An 18,391-nucleotide genomic window follows, 5' to 3' on the forward strand; every position below is an offset into this window, starting at 1 on the left:
CGGACGAAGCCTCTTGCACACCATGCGTGACGGTGTCCGCCGGCACGGCCCAAAGTTCGTTACTCCCGTTTAGAAACTCGCATTTCCGCGCACTGTCAGCGGAGGCGCCTTGCGCATCTTCGCCGGTGCGCTCGTCGAGCGCGTCCGTGATGTGCAGCCGATTCCTATGCCCGCCTCCCGAAGCCGCGCGACGCTGGCACGAACGCCCGGGCCCGCGACTTGCTAAACGTTGCCGCGAGGTGACACATATATGAACGACGAAAAATTGATCGAGCCGGAATCCGCCGTACGCGATTCCGTGGAGCGATCCTGGATCAGACGCCTGGGCCCTGGCCTGATCACGGGCGCCGCGGACGACGATCCGTCAGGAATCGGCACCTATTCGCAGGCCGGCGCGCAGTTCGGATTCAACCTTCTGTGGGTGATCCTGATCACGTATCCATTGATGACCGCAATACAACTGGTGAGCGCGCAGATTGGCCGGGTAACCGGCAAGGGCCTCGCATCCAACATACGCGCGCATTATCCGGCATGGCTGCTGTACGGCGCGGTCGCCCTGCTCGTCATGGCGAACGTGATCAACATCGCCGCCGATCTGTCGGCGATGGGCGCCGCGGCCGGATTGCTGCTGCCAGGTCCGCAGCACCTTTATGTCGTCGGCCTCGGGACGCTCTGCGTCGTTCTGCAGATTTTTGTCCCCTACGACAGTTATGCGCGCGTTCTGAAGTGGACCGCCCTCTCGCTTCTCGCGTACGTCGCGGTCGCATTCATCGTTCCGATCCCCTGGGGTGAAGTCGCGCGCGCCGTTGTGTTGCCGCGCATCTCGCTGACGTCGGACTATCTGACCATGGTCGTCGCGGTGCTGGGCACGACGATCAGTCCGTACCTGTTCTTCTGGCAGGCGTCGCAGGAAGTCGAAGAAATGCGCTCGGCACCGGAACAGGCGCCGTTGCGCCGCGTACCGCACCAGGCGCCCGCGCAGTTGCGAAGGATACGTTTCGATACGTGGGTTGGCATGGGGGTGTCCAACTTCATTGCATTCTTCATCATATTGACGGCGGCGGCTACGCTGCATCTGCATCACATCGACGTGAAAACCTCGGCCGATGCCGCGCGCGCGCTCGAGCCGTTTGCCGGGCGCTTCGCTTACGTCCTGTTTGCGCTCGGCATCATCGGAACCGGCCTGCTCGCGCTGCCGGTCCTCGCCGGCTCGGCCGCCTACGCCGCCGCGGGCAGCTTTCGCTGGCGCAGCAGTCTCGCGTTGCATCTGACGCTCGCGCGTGAATTCTATGCGGTGATCGCACTGGCCATCCTGGGCGGTGTGGCCATCACCTTCATGCATTTCGACCCGATCCGCGCGCTGTACTGGAGCGCGGTGATCAATGGCGTTACCGCGGTGCCGATCATGGTCATCATGATGCTGATGGCGCGAAGCCGGCGGGTCATGGGACAGTTCGCCGTCAAGGGCGTGCTGGCCTGGGGAGGATGGCTCGCAACGCTCGCGATGGCGCTGGCGGCTGTGGGCGTGTTCGTGCCGTCGTAACAGACGCGTGCCACCGCGAACCCGGCTTTCGCACGGAACAGCGGTGCGCCGCAATTCGGGCCGCACGGGTTGCGCAACGGCAAGCGGATCTGAACTTCCCCGTTTCGGGTTCGTCTGAACGGTGCATCCGGCCGGCGCCAGCGCCGTCACATGCTGACGGTTTGCCGACAACAGCGTGGCCGCTCCCGTTCGCCGATCAAGGAGGATTGCAAATGCCGAAAAAGCGTTCAGATGAATCGTCAGCCGCACGCGGCAACCGCAGCGACAGGATTCTCGCCGCGCCCGTTTTCTCGCAGCCACAACCCACGCCGGACCCGCAAACTTTCGTGGTCAGGCACGCATCCGATGCCGCAGCCTACAAGGTCATCGACGAACTGAACCGCGAGCACAAGCTGAAGGCGCTGCCGTTTCCGCCACCGCGCGGCGGCGCCGAGCCCCGGCTGACGTTTGCGGAGGTGGTGGACAACAACCAGAAGCTCCTCGATACGATCAGCGCGAACGGACAGATCGTCTTTCACGCCACCGGCGATTGCGGCAGTACGAAAGGTCCGGTCACCCAGAATGAAGTTTCGGACAAGATGGTCAGCGACTTCGACGAAGCCGATCCCGCCGAGGTGCCGCAATTCAACTTCCTGCTGGGCGACATCGTCTACAGCTTTGGCGAAGCGCAGTACTACTACGATCAGTTCTATGAGCCGTACCGCAACTATCATGCGCCGATTCTCGCCGCTGCCGGCAATCACGACGGAATGGTTTCGCCGTTGCAGCACGAGAAGAGCCTGCAGGCGTTTCTGAGGAACTTCTGCTCCGACTGCTTCCAGGTCTCTCCCGATGCGGGCAACCTTTCACGGACGGCGCAAATTCAGCCAGGCGTTTTCTTCACGTTCGAGGCGCCGTTCGTGCGCATCATTGCGTTGTACAGCAATACGCTCGAGGACCCAGGCGTGATCGCGGACCGTCACATCGGCAACAGCCAGCTGAAGTTCCTGAAAGCGGCGTTATTGCGAGTGAAGAAAGAGAACTATCGAGGCGCCCTGCTTTTCGCGCATCACCATCCGCCCTATGTGGCGCGCGGCCGTCATGGCTGGAGCGTCGCAATGCAACAGCAGATCGATACGGTTTGCAATGAGGTCGGTATCTGGCCGCATGCCGACCTCGCGGGACACGCGCACAACTATCAGCGCTTTACGCGAACCCGCTCCGATGGCACCCACATCCCTTACATCGTTTGCGGGAACGGCGGTCACGCCGTACAGCGACTCACCACCAACGGACAGCCGCCCCTTCGCGCGCCGCAGCTGATCCAGGCTGCGTCGAAAGACACGGATGCCGTGGTCCTCGAAAGCTACGACGACCGCAACTTCGGCTATTTACGGCTCGTCGCCAACGCGAGGCAACTGCGTATCGAATACCATCCCGCCGTTGACGGACCCAACACGAAGACCCCCGACGATCAGGTGACCATCGATCTGGCCACCCGGCAGGTCGCTCACTACGTGGCTCGCGACTCGGGAATACCCGCTCTTGCGGAGCGCATTCGTCAGTTCGCGCAGGTCAAGCCCCACCAAGGCTGATGGGCGCGCAATCCGCCCCCGATCTCATGCGAACCGCGGTTCCCGCGCGTTTCCCCGCATTAAAGATTTGTGACTTCCTACCGTAATAATAAAAGTGAGGCCGGCTCGCAGCGTTCGAGCCGTCGCTCAACCCGGTAGTCGGAGAACAGCGTGAGATTCAAAGCGACTTCGTGCCCTAAAGAAACCAAACCGATTGAGTCCCGGGTCGATAGCGACGCACATGCCAATGGCTGGTCAGCCCGCAACCAGCAGTTTCTTTACTATTTCCTGTCGCGGTACGGTCAACGCAGGACCATACCGATGTCGAGTCTCTGCATTGCCGTCGTTGCCGGCGTTGGCATCGGTGCTCTTGTGCATCAGGCGGCCGGTGAAGCGGCGATTACCCTACGTGTCGCATTGTCGATGGTGTCGGGCGTTGCCGGCCTCGCGATCGTTCGTCGCAAGCTCGGCCTGGATTACGCGCGGCAAAGCGCCGCCACCGCACTGGCGAGCGGGCTTCTGCACGCGAATCGCGACTGCCTGAAGGTGCTGGCTACCGACGGAAAAATGCTGCGGGTGTCGGAGCATGGCGCGATGTTGATGGAAGCGGAGTCACCGGAGCAACTGTCCGGCGCGGACTGGCTCGCATTCTGGACCGGCGAGGACCGCACGGCGGCCGAGAAGGCTTTGGCGGGCGCCGTTTCCGGCAAGAGCACATCGTTCACTGGAAGCTGCGCGACGACGAGGGGGCGTACCAGGTGGTGGAACTCCACGCTCACGCCAGTGACGGGCGACGACGGTGCGGTGAGCGCGCTGCTTTGTGCTTCCGAGGACGTCACCCAGCAATCCGAGCTGTTGAAGACACTGCGCGAACGCGATGAATTGATGCATGAGATGGAGTTGCATGTCCGGCTCGTGTTCTATTCGTGTAGCTCGCATTTTGAACACTGTCATCATGTCAGCGCAGGTGTCGAAAGCGTGTTCGGCATTACGCCTCAAGAGCTTGGCAACAGGCCTTCCGCGTGGCTCGATCTCGTGGTGCCGGAGGATCTGGAGCCATTGCTCGCCGAGATGAACCGCGTCGCGTCCGAGGTGGCGGAAGGTCGCGTCGAATACCGCATCCGCCGTCCGGATGGTTGCCTGCGCTGGATCAGAAGCACGGCCTATCCCGTGTGCGACGGCTCCGCGAACGTGGTGCGCATCGTCGGTGTCAGCGAGGACATCACGCTGGAACAGGAACGCCTCGCGGCGCTCGACCATCTGGCCTACACCGATGGCCTGACAGGTTTGGCTAACCGGGGCGCGCTGATCCGCCAGATGAAGACGCTTTGCAGGCAGAACGTCGCCTTCAGTCTGATGTTCGTCGATCTCGACCGATTCAAGGTCCTGAACGATACGCTGGGCCATACGGCCGCTGACCGTCTGTTGCAGGACATCGCCAAAGTCATTCAGGGAGCGCTTGCGCCGGATGCCTGTGTAGCGCGCCTCGGCGGAGACGAGTTCGCGGTGATCGTCAGGGGCGAGAGCGACAAGGCCACGTTGGCGAGCCTGGCGCAGTCTCTGCTGAACCTGTTTTCAAGCGACGTTCGAAAAGACCACGCCGCGCCATTCGTCACGGCGTCGATCGGCATATCGATCTTTCCCGAGCACGGCCGCGATCACGAGGCGCTGCTGACGAGCGCGGATATCGCGATGTATGCGGCGAAAAAAGGCGGTCGCAACGGCTTCCGGTTCGCCGACGAAGCATCCAGCGATGTGCTCGGCGATTTCGAACTCGAGTGCAATCTGCCCACGGCGCTGGCGTCGAACCAATTCGTGCTGCATTTCCAGGGTATTCATGAGCCAGCCTCTCTGGCGGTGAAAGGCGTCGAAGCACTGGTTCGATGGAATCATCCGGCACGAGGCCTGGTGGGTCCGGGCAGCTTCATTCCGATCCTCGAAGAAAGCGGGTTCATCGTCGAAGTCGGGGCATGGGTCGTGGACGCGGCCCTCGCTCAACTGGCCGTCTGGCATGCCGCCGGAAGAAAAGAGCTGTCCATGTCGGTGAACGTGTCCGCGCGTCAGCTCAGGGATGACTCGCTTGTCGCCATAGTCGACCAGGCGCTGCGAAAACACCGGGTGCCGCCGCGCTGCCTCCAGATCGAACTGACCGAAAGCGCGTTGATGGAAAACCCCTCGCTCGCGCAGGCGACGCTGATGGCGCTCAAGCGGCTTGGCGTGCGCATCGCCATCGACGACTTCGGAACGGGATACTCGAGCCTGCGCTATCTGGCCGATTTTTCGCCGGACATCGTCAAGATCGACCGCTCGTTTACGGCCCGGCTGGGCTGCGACGCGGCGGCCGCCTCGATCGTTCGGGGCATCATTCAGATGTCGCACGAACTCGGCATCAAAGTGACGGCCGAAGGTGTCGAAACGAATCAACAGTTGCATACGCTGCGCGACGCAGGTTGCGACTACGTGCAAGGGTTCTTTTTGACGAAGCCGATGAATGCGGAGAATCTGGTTCAGTGCGAAAGCTTCGTGCCTTTGTCCGCAGCGGGAGCAACGAGCTACTGCTCCCACTGACGAACAGCTCCGCGACGACCGGGCGCAATTAGCGATTGCCGGCCTCGACCTACATACGATGACGCAGCCAACCCGGTTCCGTTCCGGTTCTCGCCTTTGCCCTCAATGCGTGCGCACCGGTTGCCCGCTCTGTCCCGCACTCATCGCCGCGCCTCTTTCCGCTCGATGCATGGCCGCGACCTTCGCTTCGGCAGCTTGAATGTCGGCGGGATACAAACCATCGTCGCCGACCGACGGGTTATATCCTGCCGCTTCCAGCTCCTCGAGTTCGTGCATGACTTCCGCGCGGGTGACTTGATGAGGTTCGGGCTCCGACGCAGTTTGCGCATACAGGCTCGCCGAATTGGCCATCAACATCGCACCGGCTTCGCAGTGTCGAGCGAGTACGACACTCTGGCGTGCCCGCGATGACGATTCGGCGCGCGTTGCGTGAGTTAGCGACTATGATTGATTGGTTGATTTTGGCCGACCGGAACCACATCGACAGGCCGATGAAAGACTTCTACCAGATCGAATGCAAGTGCGGATATGCGGTGTCGGGCGGTATTGCGCGCAAGACGCGACGTGGCGTCGCGCACGCGGTGGCCGCGCCGTTGGCAAAAACAACAAAGGTCAAAGGTCATGGGTACGTCATGGCATAGGGGGCTGATGCCGCGACGTCCGGTGCCGTCTCCAGGCCTCATTGGAAGGAGACACGGCGATGAACTTGAGCAGAGAGTCGTGGCGCGCGCGTGGGCGCGTGCCGTCGTGGGTGGGGGCGTGCTGTGTGCTGGCGCTGTGCGCCATGTGGAGCCACGGCGCGTACGCGGGTTCGTCAGCAGGACAATGCCAGGGCGAGGCATGCAAAAGGCACGAGCCACCACCCCGATCGAAACTCAGCTGTCCGAATCTGAATGGATTGACCATCCGCGCCCGTGAGATCGGTCTGCCGACGACAGGCGCCGTCGTCACCTCGACGACCCAGGTGGCGGCGAGCGGCAGCGGCGCGACGGCTACCGGATCGTACTGCCTCGTGGCCGGCGCGATTCATCCGGTCGATCCATCCGCGCCGGACATCCTGTTCAACGTCGCGTTGCCGGACCAGTGGAACGGCAAGATCCTGATGCTCGGCGGCGGGGGTTTCGACGGCTCGATTCCCGCCATCACAGGTAACGTGCCGAGCGCGCCGGCGGCTCTGCCGGGACCGTTGTCGCGCGGCTACGCGGTGTTCGCGAGCGATTCCGGGCACGAGGCGAGCAACGGTTCGGTGAACGGCGCGTTCTCCGTCAACGCCGAGGCCTACGACAACTTCATGGGCGAAGCGCTGAAGAAAACGCATGACGCCTCGCTCGTGATCATCGACGCGCATTACGGCACGCATCCGTCCAGGGCGTATTTCGCGGGCGGCTCAACTGGCGGGCGCGAGGCGCTGACCGTCGCGCAGCGCTGGCCGCGTGACTGGGACGGCATCATCGCGTTCTATCCCGCGTACGACTTTACGACGCTGAGCCTTCAGCAATTGCGCGTGACCGAAGGCTTCGCGGCGCCGGGCGCGTATCTCGACACAGCGCAGCGCGCGCTGCTGCTCAACGCGGTCATGCAGGCTTGCGACGGACTCGACGGCGTGGTCGACGGTCTCATCAGCAACGTGCAGGCGTGCAATGCGACGTTCAACCCGGCGACGGCCAGCGTCGACGGCAAGCCTTTGCGTTGCGCCGGCGGTATCGCGCGCGGCGACACGTGCCTGTCGGACCGGCAGATCGCGGCGCTGAACACGATGAACACGCCGCTCGTGTTTGCGTACCCGCTCGAAAGCGGCGAAACGCTGTATCCCGGCTATAACGTGTATGGCGCCGATCTCGGGGTGGGCAGCAGTTCACCGCTCGAAGGCATCGTCACGACGCTCGCGCTCGGCACGACGCAGCCGTCGTATCCGCTGCAAAGCACTGCGATGTTCGACGGCCAGATCGCCGACGACTTCGTCCGCTACACGGTGATGGACGACCCGGACGCAGACTCGCTGAAGTACAACCCCGCGATTGCCGGTCGATGGTCCGGCCGCGTCAGCATGCTGTCGGGGCTTGACGCGACCGATGCGAACCTGACGCCCTTCATGCGGCACGGCGGCAAGTTGCTGATGGCGCACGGCACCGTCGATCAGACCGTCAGCACGCGGGCAACCGAAATCTACTATCAGCGCATGCTGGTGACGATGGGCTTTGGCGCGGTCGGCTCGTTCGCGCGCTTCTATGAGATTCCGGGGCTGCAGCACGCGGTCGGCACCGAGTTCAATGCGTCGTGGGACTCGCTGACGACGCTGGAGAACTGGGTCGAGCACGGCACACCGCCGGCGCATCAGGTGGTCACCGACACGGAGGGTGTGCCGGGACGCACGCGGCCGCTATGCCAGTATCCGGCGTGGCCCAGCTATAACGGCGCGGGCGACGTGAATAGCGCGAGCTCGTTTACCTGCGTGCAGTGAAGCCGGTCATGGAGAGGCTTGCCGGTCGCGGCGCTAACTGGATGAATCGACATCGTGCCGGAAGCGACGGCGTTGCGCGGGGTCGGTGATGCAGTCCTCGAGCCGCTGGACGAACTCGTCGAAATTCGCGGCATGCCGCGCCTCGCGACTGGCGATCATCTTCGCGATCGGGCCCAGATAGACGGCCAGTTTAACGGCGACGGCATCGATGCTGGCCTGATCGATCGCACTGTCTGGTGACGTGCCCGCGGCGCTCGCGGGCGATACAGCCGATACCTTTGCGGCAGCCGTCGCGACGCGTGAGCCCGGCGATGACGAGGTCATCATCGACATATCGGGCAAGCCAGCCGTCAGCCGCGCGAAGGCCTGCTCGAATTCGAGCCGCGCCGTGTCCGGCAACGCCGCCGCCAGCTGCGCGCCGAGGGTCGGCAGGTCGTTCGCCTGGGTGGCCGCGCGTCGCACCAGAAGGCTCGCGAGCGGGCCCATCTGGGTCGCGAGTTGGCGTTCGATGCGCGCGAGCATCTCAGGCGGCCAACTCGGCGGCGCCGAAGGCACGGGCATAGGTGCGGGGCCGACGCCCATCGCATGCGCTGGCAAGGAAGCGGACGCGGACCAATACGCGGACGGCGTCACGATAGTCCGGTCATCGTCGGCCGCCGCCGGTGAGACGGCCAACGACCTCAAGCTCGCGAGCCATTGCGCGGCCGAACCGAAGCGGTCGTCCGGCCGCCTCGCGAGTGCTTTCGCCACCATCGCGTCGAGCGCCGGCGGCAACGCGGAGACGATTTCCGATGGCCGGGCCGGCGCATCTTTGATGATCTTCTGCCTGATCGTGGCCGGCGAGCCGACGAACGGCTGGCGGCCGGTCAGCATCCGGTACAGCACGACGCCGGCCGAGAACAGGTCCGCGCGGGCATCGACCGATTCGCCCTCGAACTGCTCGGGCGACATGTAGCTCGGCGTGCCGATCATCCACCCGGACGAGGTTGCGGACGAGCCGATGCGCGCGACGCCAAAATCGGCGACCTTCAGAAGCCCCGGCGCCGTGACGAGCAGATTCGCGGGCTTGATATCGCGGTGCACGACGCCGGCCTCATGCGCATACGCGAGCGCGGCGAGCAGTTGCGCCAGCCAGTGGAAAGCGTCCGACAGCGGCAACGCGTGGCCCGGCACCAGCAATGTATCGAGGCCATGCCCGGCGACGTATTCCATCACGATATAAGCCCTATCGCCGTCTTCGCCGAAATCGTGGACCGTGACGATGTTCGGATGCGCGAGCCGACCGGCCGCGCGTGCCTCGTTGCGAAAACGCAGCAGCATGTCGCCACTCGTGTCCTCGCCGGCGAGCAGTTCGCGACGCACGGTTTTCAGCGCCACCGGTCTTTCGAGGTGCGGGTCGAACGCGAGATAGACGACGCCCATGGCGCCCGTCCCCAGCACGCGGTCGATGCGGTACTTGCCAATGCGCGTAGGCGTTGCTTCGTTGCTCATTCGGGTTCCGGTCGAGGGGCGCCTGGCCGATCACGCCAGCTTACGCCCCCAGCATCCGCAGCGCTTCGACGAGACTCGTTTTCATGCGGTTGAACGAGACCGCGAGCGAGGCGATTTCGTCGCCGCCGCGCGTCGAAAACGATGCGGTGTCGAGCTTGCCGAGGCTGACTTCGTCGGCCGCGCGCGACAAAGCCTTGAGCCGCTTCGTCACGAGGAAATGCACCATCAGGTTCAGCGCGATCAGCACGCATCCGAACACCGCGGCGAACGACAGCATGAACGTGCGCCAGACGCTGTGCGCCTGTCCCAGCGGCAGCGACATCGGCACGGACACGACCTGCGCGCCGATCGTTTCATGCAGGGGCCAGTTGAAGCCGTTCGCCGGCCCGTATTTGTCGATCATCGTGCGCGGCGCCGCGCTGGGCGTGCTGTGGCATTCGAGGCACGCGGCCGAGTCGATGCGGGTGGGCCGCGCGATGTACAGGCTGGGGCCCGACGGCGTCGCGCGTTCGCCAATCAGTTCGGGCAATTCGGGGTGGTCATGCAGGCGCCGGATCACATCGGTCTCCCAGTCCGTGGCGCGGTCGCGCGGGTTGGTCGGATCGAGCATCGCGCTCTTGTACGAGAAGCCCGGAAACTTCTTCTGGATCGCGAGCAGGCTCTCGACGGCGGAATACGCGGGAATCGACTGCGGGACGAACGCGTATTTGATCTGCGTGGAAAGCAGCGGCGTCACCTGATCGGACGTGTAGTTCTGCGCTGCGGTAGCGGCTTCGATCATCAGGCTCGCTTCGCGCACGGTTGTCTGCACCGCGTTTTCCTGCAACACCCGGTCGGCCACGAAACCCGCCGCGGCGAATCCGGCGGCGAACACGACGAGGAAGGCGAGATTGAATTTCAGAGTCAACGACAGGTTCATGGCTGCTCCACGCGAATGGTGTGCAAGGGCGTCAACGCCTGGTGGTGCATGGTACGTCAATGCGCGTCGGCGTCGTCCGGCGTAGGTTAGTTCCGGTATAGCCAACTGGGGACGGATTCGGGACGCACCGCCGGCGGCGCTTGCGCGGGCCTTTTGTGTGGCTCGCTCGCCGGGCGTGGCGGCGGCGGATGCAAAATCGGCCGCCATTCCGGCAAAACGTCCAGATGGGCGTCGACCTGCGCGCGAAAGGCCGCTGTTTTCAGGCGCGGCACGAAGCGTTTGACGAAGGTGCCGCGCTCGCTGACGCTGCTCGTGAGCCAGTCGGAGACGTCGGCGTAGTCGACGGCGCGAAGTGGCGCGGCAAGTTCGTGCCTGCTCGCGAGCCGTCCCGCCATCCCGACCAGCGCGTCCCGAAAGCCTGGCGGCATCGTGCCGATGAACTCCGCGGATGGCCGGGCTTGCGCGCGCAGGGGCCCGTCGGCAAGTCGCTCGAGGTACTGGCCCGCGTGCAGGATCTGCCTGGGCGGCTTCGCAGGGGCGCGAACGACGACGATCGCGTCATCCCCGGACTCCGCGAAGATTGCGGCGCGCTCGCCGGTGGTCATCGCGACGACCGACCACGGACCATTGCCTGAAGGTTTGATGTCGAGGCCGTGAAGTTCGATCGACAGCGGCGGTTGCGCGCCTGCGCTCACCTTGCAGCCAACCTTGAGCCAGCCGCTCAGCATCGTGATTCGCAGCGGTCTCGCCGCGGCGTTTTGCGACGTCGACGGCGTTTTGAGCAGTATTTGCGTTTGCGGCCCGAGCGCGATCAGCGTCCCCGCGCCGTCTTCGAGTTGCGCGGATTTGCCGGCGTCGGTTTCGATGATGTCGTCGTCGCGCAGCCTGGCGCCCTCGCCCGTCCGATACAGCGAGGCGCCGCGAATCACCGACACGGGACTCTCGGCGAACGAGACGACGACGTCCGCGTGGACGAGCGGCACCGCCGACGCAAACAGCGCCAGCGCGCCGCCCGCGCGTGCGCGCAGGAAGGCTGACGCCAGCATGACGAGGAAACGGTGAGCGGATGGCATCATCGGGGTCCGTTACGTCGGTGTCTGCGGTACTGTTTATCGTAGACGGTCCGATTCGTCGAGGGGTTCACCGACGAAGGCCGACACACGGCGTATTTCCCCAATCGCGGCGCGCGGCTTTCAAAAAGACGCGCATAGCGTCGTTTATTGCGGACCGCCGCGCTTGCCTCAATTCCCAAACGTCGCCAGCTTGAACGTGCACGCAGTCGCCCCCGGCATCAGAAGCCCCTGCTCCACGCCAACGGGCACCTGACTATTGCCCGGCCCGTACAGCCAGTAGGTGAAGTAAAGCGCTCCCGCATGGCTGACCGCCAGTCGTTCCAACGCCTGGAACGGCCCCGAATTGATCTTGCCCAGCTGCGGCACGAGGTTGATATCGGTCGAACCGCCGAGCGTGTGCGCAATGGCGTGCCCCCGGTGATAGGTCCCGCCGTTGGCGAGCGGATGTCCGCGCATCCGCGTCGCGATTTCCTTGCGCGCCACCGTACTCTTTCCCTGACTGATTCCCCACGCTGCAATGAGGCGCTCGGTCGTCATATCAAACAGATATGAAAACTGGCCGACGGAACTTTCGAGCAATTCGCACGATGCCACGCGCCGAACATAATCATCAGCCCACAGGGCGACCAGCAGCGGGGCCACCTCGTCGCTAAACGCAGCGGTCGCATGCGCGTGCGACAGGCGCGGCAAAATGCGGTTGAGTTCTGCGTAATCCGTCATGCGTCACCTCGACAGCGTGTGTCGCGCGATTCGCGCGGCTCGCTTCGTCCTTGCTATCCGCTCGCTCTCGCGACCGCCTCCTGCAAGCGCCGCCGCACCTTGCCGACATCGACGCCGCCAGGTCCCGGCGTGTCGCTGATCGGCATATAGCGCGCAGGCGTATGCAGCAAATAGGCCTGCATCTCATCGATCACGATCCGGTCGCTCGGGTCGTAGCCGAGATTCTCCAGTTGCCGGGTCAACTCCGCGCGTTCCTCGAAGCTCAATACCTGCCACCAGAACGCGCGGCACGCATGTGCGTATGCGCCGTCCGAAAAGTACCGCCAATGGCCTAATTCGTGACTGAGGATCGCGGCCCTGACGGTGGCGTCGATCATCTCGCCGCCTGGCGCGCGACCCAGCCCGGGAATGGTGATCAGAAAATCGTGTGCGCTCGCCGCTTTCCAGATCCCCTGCTCCTCGCGAATCAAACGCCATCGCACGAGAATCGTCTGCAACGTGCGCTCGCCCTGGTTCAGCACCACGCCCTGCTCGCGCGCGAGTTCGAAAAAATGCGCCAACTCCTCCGTGCTGAAGTTGTTGCCCGCCGTCAGCCCGGCGGGGTCGGTGCCAAAGCGCCGCGCGTGAGCCGCGATGGCCGCCGCCGACACCACGCGGTCGCGCGGCATATCGCGGCGTTCGAGCAATGCCACCACGCGCGCGAACATCGCACCCTGTTGCTCGAGGCTGGCCGCCTGCATCACATGGAGGCCGGGTTGGTCCGTCACGGTGAACAGTTGCAGGCGCGCATCGGGGGCCAACGCGGCGGCGAGCCGGGCAAGCGGCAAGCGCACCGCTCCGGTATCGTCGCCGACGGCCGCGGGTCTGTCGGCGGCGTTGTTCGAGTCCTGCGGACCCGCGGCCAGCGCGATCGTGGTGACGCACGCGAACAGCAGCGCCGCGCCCGTCGCCACGTTGCAATACACGCGATAACGTGTCATCGGCTGCAACCTCGAAAGCGCCTAATCCGTGACCGTGACGATCGTCACCCGACGGTTCTCGGGCGCCGTCGGATTGCGCTTGTTCAACGGATCGGAAGAACCTTTGCCGAGCGACGATAGCCGCTCCGCCGAGATACCGTCTTTCTGCGTCAGATATTCGACCACCGCGGCCGCACGGTCTTCGGAGAGCTTCATGTTGGCATCGGGCGACCCGCGAGGATCGGCATGCCCTTCGACGCGAAACCGGTACGCCGCGAGTTTCTCCGACTGCAATGCACCGGCGACCTTGTCGAGCGCGGCCTTCGCGCTGTCGGTGAGCGTGGCCGAATTGGTGGCGAACGTGATCAGGATTTGCGCGGCGGGTTTTCTCGCGGGCGCGGGGCGCGGCGCGGCGGACGGCGGCTTGTTCGACAGCACGAAGCCGCGCGTCACGACGTTCTCGCCCGACTCGCTCGACTGGTCGGGCTCGAGCGCGCGCGTCACCGACTGCTCGTTGATGTCCTGCTCGTTCAGGACCGGTTCGGCTGCGCGCGAGGCCGTGCACAGCAATGCGAGCAAGCACAGCGTGGCGGACAGAACGCCGCCCGGAATGCGTCGTGCGGAAGACGGATGGGTCAGGCGTGACATACGGCGATCTCCGCAGAATGGAGTTGCGGTGAGGCCGCCAGCGCCCCTTTACGGACCGTCGGCGAACACCGGCGGGAACCGGCGTATGACAGCCTCATCCTTTAAAGACGAATGATGGGAAGTCAATTTGAAACGCTTACCCTTACCCGCGGCGGCGACCTCAGTGATGCCGTTGCTGTGCGCCCGGGTTCGAAATCACGTCGATCACCGAATCCCACTCTTGCGTGCCGACGTCGAGCAGACTCGCGAACTGCAAGCCGGTCGTCGTGCCCGCGGAAACTCTCGCCGAAGCCGGCACGGCCGGTGATCCGTCGCTCCACCAGAGCGCGTGTCCCATGGCGACGGTCTGTTCGAGCAAGGCGGCGAATCCGCCGTCGGCTGCATCAGGGATGGCGAGCCGCCACGGCATCGATGCGCGATCCCGATTGAACAGGCTCTCGGCTCGCAATGCCGCGTCGAAAGCATCGAGGGCGAATTCCTGCGTCAGTGTTGACAATGCGAGCGCCACCAAGCGGTCATACCATCCTTGCGCATCGGCCAGTCGCCGTGCGAGTTCGGCGCCTTCGATCGCCTCAGCGATCGTGAACGGAAAATAGCGTCCCACACGGTCCACGCCCGGCGTCAGAACGCCCGCCCACGCGCTCGGGCCATACAGACCCGCGCCCAGCGCGAAACACCACACCGGGGCATTCAGATACAGTTCCAGCCACTGCGCGCCAAAGCGCTGCCGAGAGAGCAACATACCTTCCTGCAAGCGCTCATCCCAACGCGTGACGAACTCGACTGGCAAGCGCCGTCCCACGAAGTCGCCATGCGTGCGCACCTTGCCGAAGAAGCCGGGCCCGGATGTCGGCTCCTGCGCAAGCTCGCCGCTCATAGCCGATCCGGACAGCGGAACTGCTCGAGCATGGCACGGCGAAACGGATTCACGATGCTGCTGGCTGCCAGTTCGAACTCCGCGCGCCGGCCATCCGAGTCGAAGCTCAGGCGAAAGCGGTCGGGTTGCGCGGTGGGTTGCAGACGCGCATCGTCCATCAGATGCAGCAGTGCCCACGGTCCGTCGGCACGCGCCGCCGGTGTGCTGCCCGGCGGCGTGAACTCGACGTGCGCCTGGCCGGTGCCCTTGCCGCTCGGCCACTGGAACACCATCGATTGCGGCGTGTCGGGTTTGACGACCATTTGCTGCCCATCGATGTCGAGCGTGAACTGGGTAATCGATGGATCGATGCTGAGCGGCTTCACCGTGAAGCGCACCGACACGTCTCGGCCGCCGGCCCGGAAGAACGCGTCGCGGATCTGCGCGGCGCGCTGGAACTGGCCGAGCACGTCGACCGGGATGCCGAGCGTATCGACGCCGCTGCGCCATTTCCACTGCGGTCCCGACATGTCGACCATCGTTGCCAGATTCTTCTGGAAGAAATCGTCGATCAGGCCGCCTGGGCTCAGCAGCCTGCCGAAATCGTCGGGCGCGACGTCGCGCGTCGAGCCGCGCACGAGAGGATAGCGACCGTCGAGCGCCTGCCGGCACAGTTGCGCCACGTTCGCCTGCCACAACGCGTTCAGGCGCGCCCGCTCGCCGCCCACCATCAGCGACCCCGCCCCGCTCGCGACGCTGGTGGCCACCGTCGCGAGCGGCGGCGGCGCCCCCTGGGCCACCAGCTTGAGCTTGTTCAACGCATCGCCGGGCGGCGGCGGCAAGCCCTGACGGCGCGCCGAGTCCGCGGCCTCCAGATAGGTCGCGGCGTCCTTCAGCGCGGCGAGTTGCGCGTCCAGCGGAGCCGGGCCCGGTGCGCCGGGTTTGCCGGCCAGTTCGTGCAGCGCCTGGAAATGCGCGTCGACCGGATTGAGTTCGGCCGGCGCGGGCGGTGCCGCGTCTTCCGGCTGGTTGCCGAGCGCGCTCTCGAGGCGCTTTTTGGCCGCATCGAGCTTGTTGGTCAACGCGGCAACGCCCTGCTCCGTCAGCGAACCGCCCGTTCTGGTGCTGCCCAGCGTGGTTTCCTGCGCCGCGGCCAGCATCAGCGAGCGCAGCGGCGAGTCGGGCGCCGCGAGCACATTCGCCACGCGTGCCCCCTGCTGCACGCCGTCGAACGGCACCACGTCGATATCGTTGAGCAACGCGTCCCACTGGCGGATGTACTCGTCGTAGTAAAGCCGGGTGATGCCCGCCTTCAGATCCTCGATACCGTTCGGCGTCAATACCGATTCCTGACGGCCGAGCACCCAATCGTCCTTCGCGATATCGATCACCGCCGCGTCGCGCAACTGGCCGAACTTCTGATAGCCGGCCCGCGTGTACGCGCCTGAAACACCGCGCGTCAACGGCGCGCCGCTCTTGCGCACGAGCACCAGCGCGGCATTGCGCCCCGCCGCGTTGGCGACGCTGAACTCCGGCAGTCTGCTCTGTTCGAGATCGCGTTTGACGCGGTTGAACAGACGCTGCGTCAGCGGCATTTTGGCGAGCGTCGCGCGCGCCTGCGCGATCAGATCCTTGTCGAGCGGCAGCGACGCATCGAAGCGCGCCGGCTGGAACAGCGCGGCGAGATGGCCGTCGAGATCGTTGCGCTGATCGTCGCTGGCATCGCGCAACGGCCCGCGGCGCCAATCGACATCGGCCCACAAGCGCACCGAGTCGGCGTCGAAGTGCAGTGAATCGCCCAGCATCAGATAGGCGCGCAAGACTTCATACTGGAAGTCGGGATTGTTCGCGTCACCGCGGCGCAGTTCTTCTTCCATGCGGCTCACGACCAGAGGCAACAGCGTCTGACGCAACAGCCGCCGATAACTGGTCTGCGCTTCGAGGCCGAGCTTGTCGCCCTGATAAAGGCCGAGGCGCGACAGCCACGGCACGCTCCTGTCGCGGTCCGCGTAACCGCCGGGAAGGTCGCGCGCGGCATTGAGCAGCGGCAGCAGCGCAAGCGGGTTGTCGCCCGGCTGAGTGGTCTGCGCGAGCTTCTGCAACTCGGCAACGTGCTGTCGAACATCGGCGACGTAAGCGCGATTGCGTTGATAGCTGACGAAGAACAGAACCAGCGCCAGCACCGTGACGATGCCGATCGCCGCCAGCGCGGCGCGCTGAAACCAGGCGCGGCGCCGCTCCAGCTTCTGGTTCACGCCCGCGAGTCCGGCTTCCTCGAAGATCACGCCGCGCAGCAGCCGCGTGATGAAGTAAGCGCGCCCGCTCGCCGGGTCGGGCAACACGACCTGTTGCTGGAAGCCGAGCGCCGAGGCGACCGCGCTCATCACGCGATCGATCGGCCGGCCTTCCTGGGTGCCGCTCGTGAAATACACGCCGCGCAGCAACGCGGACTCCTCGAAGCGCGAGGTACTGAAGGTTTCGTCGAGAAAGCTTTTCAGTACGGCTTGCAGACCCGCGAACTGCTGCGGAAATCCATAGACGAGCGCACGCCGGCGCACATCGGTCTCGCGCTGCATACGGTTCAACACGCGGGCTTGCAGCTGCTTTTCCAGCACGTGGAATTCGGCGGGAAATGCGGCCAGTGCGTCGTCCGGCGAGCCTCGCTCGGTGAACGGGAACGTCATGCCCCAGACCTGTTCGCGCTCGTCGCGGCCGAGGTCGTCGAAGAATTCCGCGAAACCCGCGAGCAGATCGCATTTGGTCACGATCACGTAGACCGGAAAACGCATGCCGAGCTTGCCGTACAGTTCCCTGAGACGCTCGCGCACGGCTTGCGCCTGCTGCGCGCGTTGCGTGTCGGACAGTTGCAGCAGGTCGCGCGTCGACAAGGCCACGATGACGCCATTCAGCGGCCGGCGTGGCCGATACTTGCGCAGCAGTTGCAGGAAGCCGGCCCACGCGGCCTGATCGGCTTCGGCGAAACTATCCTGGGTGGTGAAGCGGCCCGCGGTATCGAGCAGCACCGCATCGTCGGTGAACCACCAGTCGCAATTGCGCGTGCCGCCCACGCCGCCGATCGACTGCTTGCCGAGCCGCTCGGCGAGCGGAAACTTGAGCCCGGAGTTCAACAGCGCGGTGGTTTTGCCCGTGCCGGGCGCGCCGACGAACATGTACCACGGCAACTGGTACACGTACTGACTTCCGAAGCGCCCCTTGACCCGCGCCTTGCGCAAGGTCGCCATGGCGGCTTCGAAACGCTGCTTCAACGCGGCGATGTCGGCCTCGGATTCTTTCTTGCCGGGCGCGGGCTCGGCCGGTCCCTCTGCCACCACGCGAGTGAACTGGATGTTGGCGAGACGCACCGCGATCCAGCGCACGCTCCAGTACACCGCCCACACCAGCAGCAACACGATGATTGCGGCCCAGCGGCTGCTGTTGCTTTCGAGCGGCTCATGACCCGCGTACGCGACGAGCGGCCCCTCGACCCACACGATCAGCGACAGTGCGAGCACGCCGAGCAACGACAGCACGATGGCTCGTCTGAGCCAGCCAAAGATTTTCATACCCGGCTCCTCTGTGCCACCCGCGACGGACTCATCC

14 protein-coding genes are annotated in these 18,391 nt (G+C 64.8%); 5 read left to right on the top strand and 9 right to left on the bottom strand.

What is annotated here, in order from left to right:
• The first annotated feature begins 250 nt into the window (after positions 1–250).
• The 3 genes from HDG34_RS32360 to HDG34_RS32370 all read left to right on the top strand — a co-directional run bounded on the left by HDG34_RS32360 (position 251) and on the right by HDG34_RS32370 (position 5,664).
• Positions 251–1,543 carry an NRAMP family divalent metal transporter gene (locus tag HDG34_RS32360; RefSeq protein ID WP_184066265.1) on the top strand — a complete coding sequence of 431 codons (1,293 nt, stop codon included), beginning with the start codon at positions 251–253 and terminating at the stop codon, positions 1,541–1,543.
• Positions 1,544–1,755: 212 nt separating this feature from the next.
• Positions 1,756–3,117, top strand: a complete 1,362-nt coding sequence (locus tag HDG34_RS32365) for a metallophosphoesterase (protein WP_184066268.1) — start codon at positions 1,756–1,758, stop codon at positions 3,115–3,117.
• A gap of 300 nt (positions 3,118–3,417) precedes the next feature.
• Positions 3,418–5,664 carry an EAL domain-containing protein gene (locus tag HDG34_RS32370; RefSeq protein ID WP_260321405.1) on the top strand — a complete coding sequence of 749 codons (2,247 nt, stop codon included), beginning with the start codon at positions 3,418–3,420 and terminating at the stop codon, positions 5,662–5,664.
• Positions 5,665–5,766: 102 nt separating this feature from the next.
• Here HDG34_RS32370 and HDG34_RS32375 read toward each other — a convergent pair whose 3' ends face one another.
• Positions 5,767–6,021 (bottom strand): DUF4148 domain-containing protein, encoded by a 255-nt coding sequence (locus tag HDG34_RS32375; RefSeq protein WP_184066274.1) that lies wholly within the window; start codon positions 6,019–6,021, stop codon positions 5,767–5,769.
• Positions 6,022–6,071: 50 nt separating this feature from the next.
• On the opposite strand from HDG34_RS32375, the gene HDG34_RS32380 reads away from it, so the two are divergent.
• Together HDG34_RS32380 and HDG34_RS32385 are read left to right on the top strand one after the other, a co-directional pair.
• Positions 6,072–6,305 carry a hypothetical protein gene (locus tag HDG34_RS32380; RefSeq protein WP_184066277.1) on the top strand — a complete coding sequence of 78 codons (234 nt, stop codon included), beginning with the start codon at positions 6,072–6,074 and terminating at the stop codon, positions 6,303–6,305.
• A 59-nt stretch (positions 6,306–6,364) separates the two neighbouring features.
• On the top strand, positions 6,365–8,125 hold the full coding sequence (locus HDG34_RS32385; protein WP_260321406.1) for a tannase/feruloyl esterase family alpha/beta hydrolase: 1,761 nt from the start codon (positions 6,365–6,367) through the stop codon (positions 8,123–8,125).
• A gap of 33 nt (positions 8,126–8,158) precedes the next feature.
• Here HDG34_RS32385 and HDG34_RS32390 read toward each other — a convergent pair whose 3' ends face one another.
• The 8 genes from HDG34_RS32390 to tssM form a co-directional block, all read right to left on the bottom strand.
• Positions 8,159–9,616 carry a serine/threonine-protein kinase gene (locus HDG34_RS32390; RefSeq protein ID WP_184066280.1) on the bottom strand — a complete coding sequence of 486 codons (1,458 nt, stop codon included), beginning with the start codon at positions 9,614–9,616 and terminating at the stop codon, positions 8,159–8,161.
• A 40-nt stretch (positions 9,617–9,656) separates the two neighbouring features.
• On the bottom strand, positions 9,657–10,535 hold the full coding sequence (locus HDG34_RS32395) for a DUF3365 domain-containing protein (protein WP_184066283.1): 879 nt from the start codon (positions 10,533–10,535) through the stop codon (positions 9,657–9,659).
• An 86-nt stretch (positions 10,536–10,621) separates the two neighbouring features.
• Positions 10,622–11,608, bottom strand: a complete 987-nt coding sequence (locus tag HDG34_RS32400; RefSeq protein WP_184146165.1) for a hypothetical protein — start codon at positions 11,606–11,608, stop codon at positions 10,622–10,624.
• Positions 11,609–11,776: 168 nt separating this feature from the next.
• Complete coding sequence (locus HDG34_RS32405; RefSeq protein ID WP_184066289.1) at positions 11,777–12,328, bottom strand: DNA/RNA non-specific endonuclease; 552 nt, start codon at positions 12,326–12,328, stop codon at positions 11,777–11,779.
• Between the two features lie 53 nt (positions 12,329–12,381).
• On the bottom strand, positions 12,382–13,308 hold the full coding sequence (locus tag HDG34_RS32410) for a hypothetical protein (RefSeq protein ID WP_184066292.1): 927 nt from the start codon (positions 13,306–13,308) through the stop codon (positions 12,382–12,384).
• A gap of 21 nt (positions 13,309–13,329) precedes the next feature.
• The gene (locus HDG34_RS32415) at positions 13,330–13,935 is read right to left on the bottom strand and encodes an OmpA family protein (protein ID WP_184066294.1); all 606 of its coding nucleotides are present in this window, start codon (positions 13,933–13,935) and stop codon (positions 13,330–13,332) included.
• A gap of 160 nt (positions 13,936–14,095) precedes the next feature.
• Positions 14,096–14,812, bottom strand: a complete 717-nt coding sequence (gene tagF / locus HDG34_RS32420) for a type VI secretion system-associated protein TagF (protein ID WP_184066297.1) — start codon at positions 14,810–14,812, stop codon at positions 14,096–14,098.
• Positions 14,809–18,354 carry a type VI secretion system membrane subunit TssM gene (gene tssM / locus HDG34_RS32425; protein ID WP_184066315.1) on the bottom strand — a complete coding sequence of 1,182 codons (3,546 nt, stop codon included), beginning with the start codon at positions 18,352–18,354 and terminating at the stop codon, positions 14,809–14,811. Before tssM ends, tagF begins: the two co-directional genes overlap by 4 nt.
• Positions 18,355–18,391 lie beyond the last annotated feature (37 nt).

It is taken from the genome of Paraburkholderia sp. HC6.4b (genome assembly GCF_014200875.1).
GTDB lineage: Bacteria > Pseudomonadota > Gammaproteobacteria > Burkholderiales > Burkholderiaceae > Paraburkholderia > Paraburkholderia tuberum.

Coding starts and splice junctions, on each gene's coding strand:
- HDG34_RS32405 (WP_184066289.1), bottom strand. CDS start 12,328: ATGACGGATTACGCAGAACTCAACCGCATTTTGCCGCGCCTGTCGCAC.
- HDG34_RS32360 (WP_184066265.1), top strand. CDS start 251: ATGAACGACGAAAAATTGATCGAGCCGGAATCCGCCGTACGCGATTCC.
- HDG34_RS32365 (WP_184066268.1), top strand. CDS start 1,756: ATGCCGAAAAAGCGTTCAGATGAATCGTCAGCCGCACGCGGCAACCGC.
- HDG34_RS32410 (WP_184066292.1), bottom strand. CDS start 13,308: ATGACACGTTATCGCGTGTATTGCAACGTGGCGACGGGCGCGGCGCTG.
- HDG34_RS32380 (WP_184066277.1), top strand. CDS start 6,072: ATGACGATTCGGCGCGCGTTGCGTGAGTTAGCGACTATGATTGATTGG.
- HDG34_RS32370 (WP_260321405.1), top strand. CDS start 3,418: ATGTCGAGTCTCTGCATTGCCGTCGTTGCCGGCGTTGGCATCGGTGCT.
- HDG34_RS32375 (WP_184066274.1), bottom strand. CDS start 6,021: ATGTTGATGGCCAATTCGGCGAGCCTGTATGCGCAAACTGCGTCGGAG.
- HDG34_RS32395 (WP_184066283.1), bottom strand. CDS start 10,535: ATGAACCTGTCGTTGACTCTGAAATTCAATCTCGCCTTCCTCGTCGTG.
- HDG34_RS32385 (WP_260321406.1), top strand. CDS start 6,365: ATGAACTTGAGCAGAGAGTCGTGGCGCGCGCGTGGGCGCGTGCCGTCG.
- tagF (WP_184066297.1), bottom strand. CDS start 14,812: ATGAGCGGCGAGCTTGCGCAGGAGCCGACATCCGGGCCCGGCTTCTTC.
- HDG34_RS32415 (WP_184066294.1), bottom strand. CDS start 13,935: ATGTCACGCCTGACCCATCCGTCTTCCGCACGACGCATTCCGGGCGGC.
- HDG34_RS32400 (WP_184146165.1), bottom strand. CDS start 11,608: ATGCCATCCGCTCACCGTTTCCTCGTCATGCTGGCGTCAGCCTTCCTG.
- tssM (WP_184066315.1), bottom strand. CDS start 18,354: ATGAAAATCTTTGGCTGGCTCAGACGAGCCATCGTGCTGTCGTTGCTC.
- HDG34_RS32390 (WP_184066280.1), bottom strand. CDS start 9,616: ATGAGCAACGAAGCAACGCCTACGCGCATTGGCAAGTACCGCATCGAC.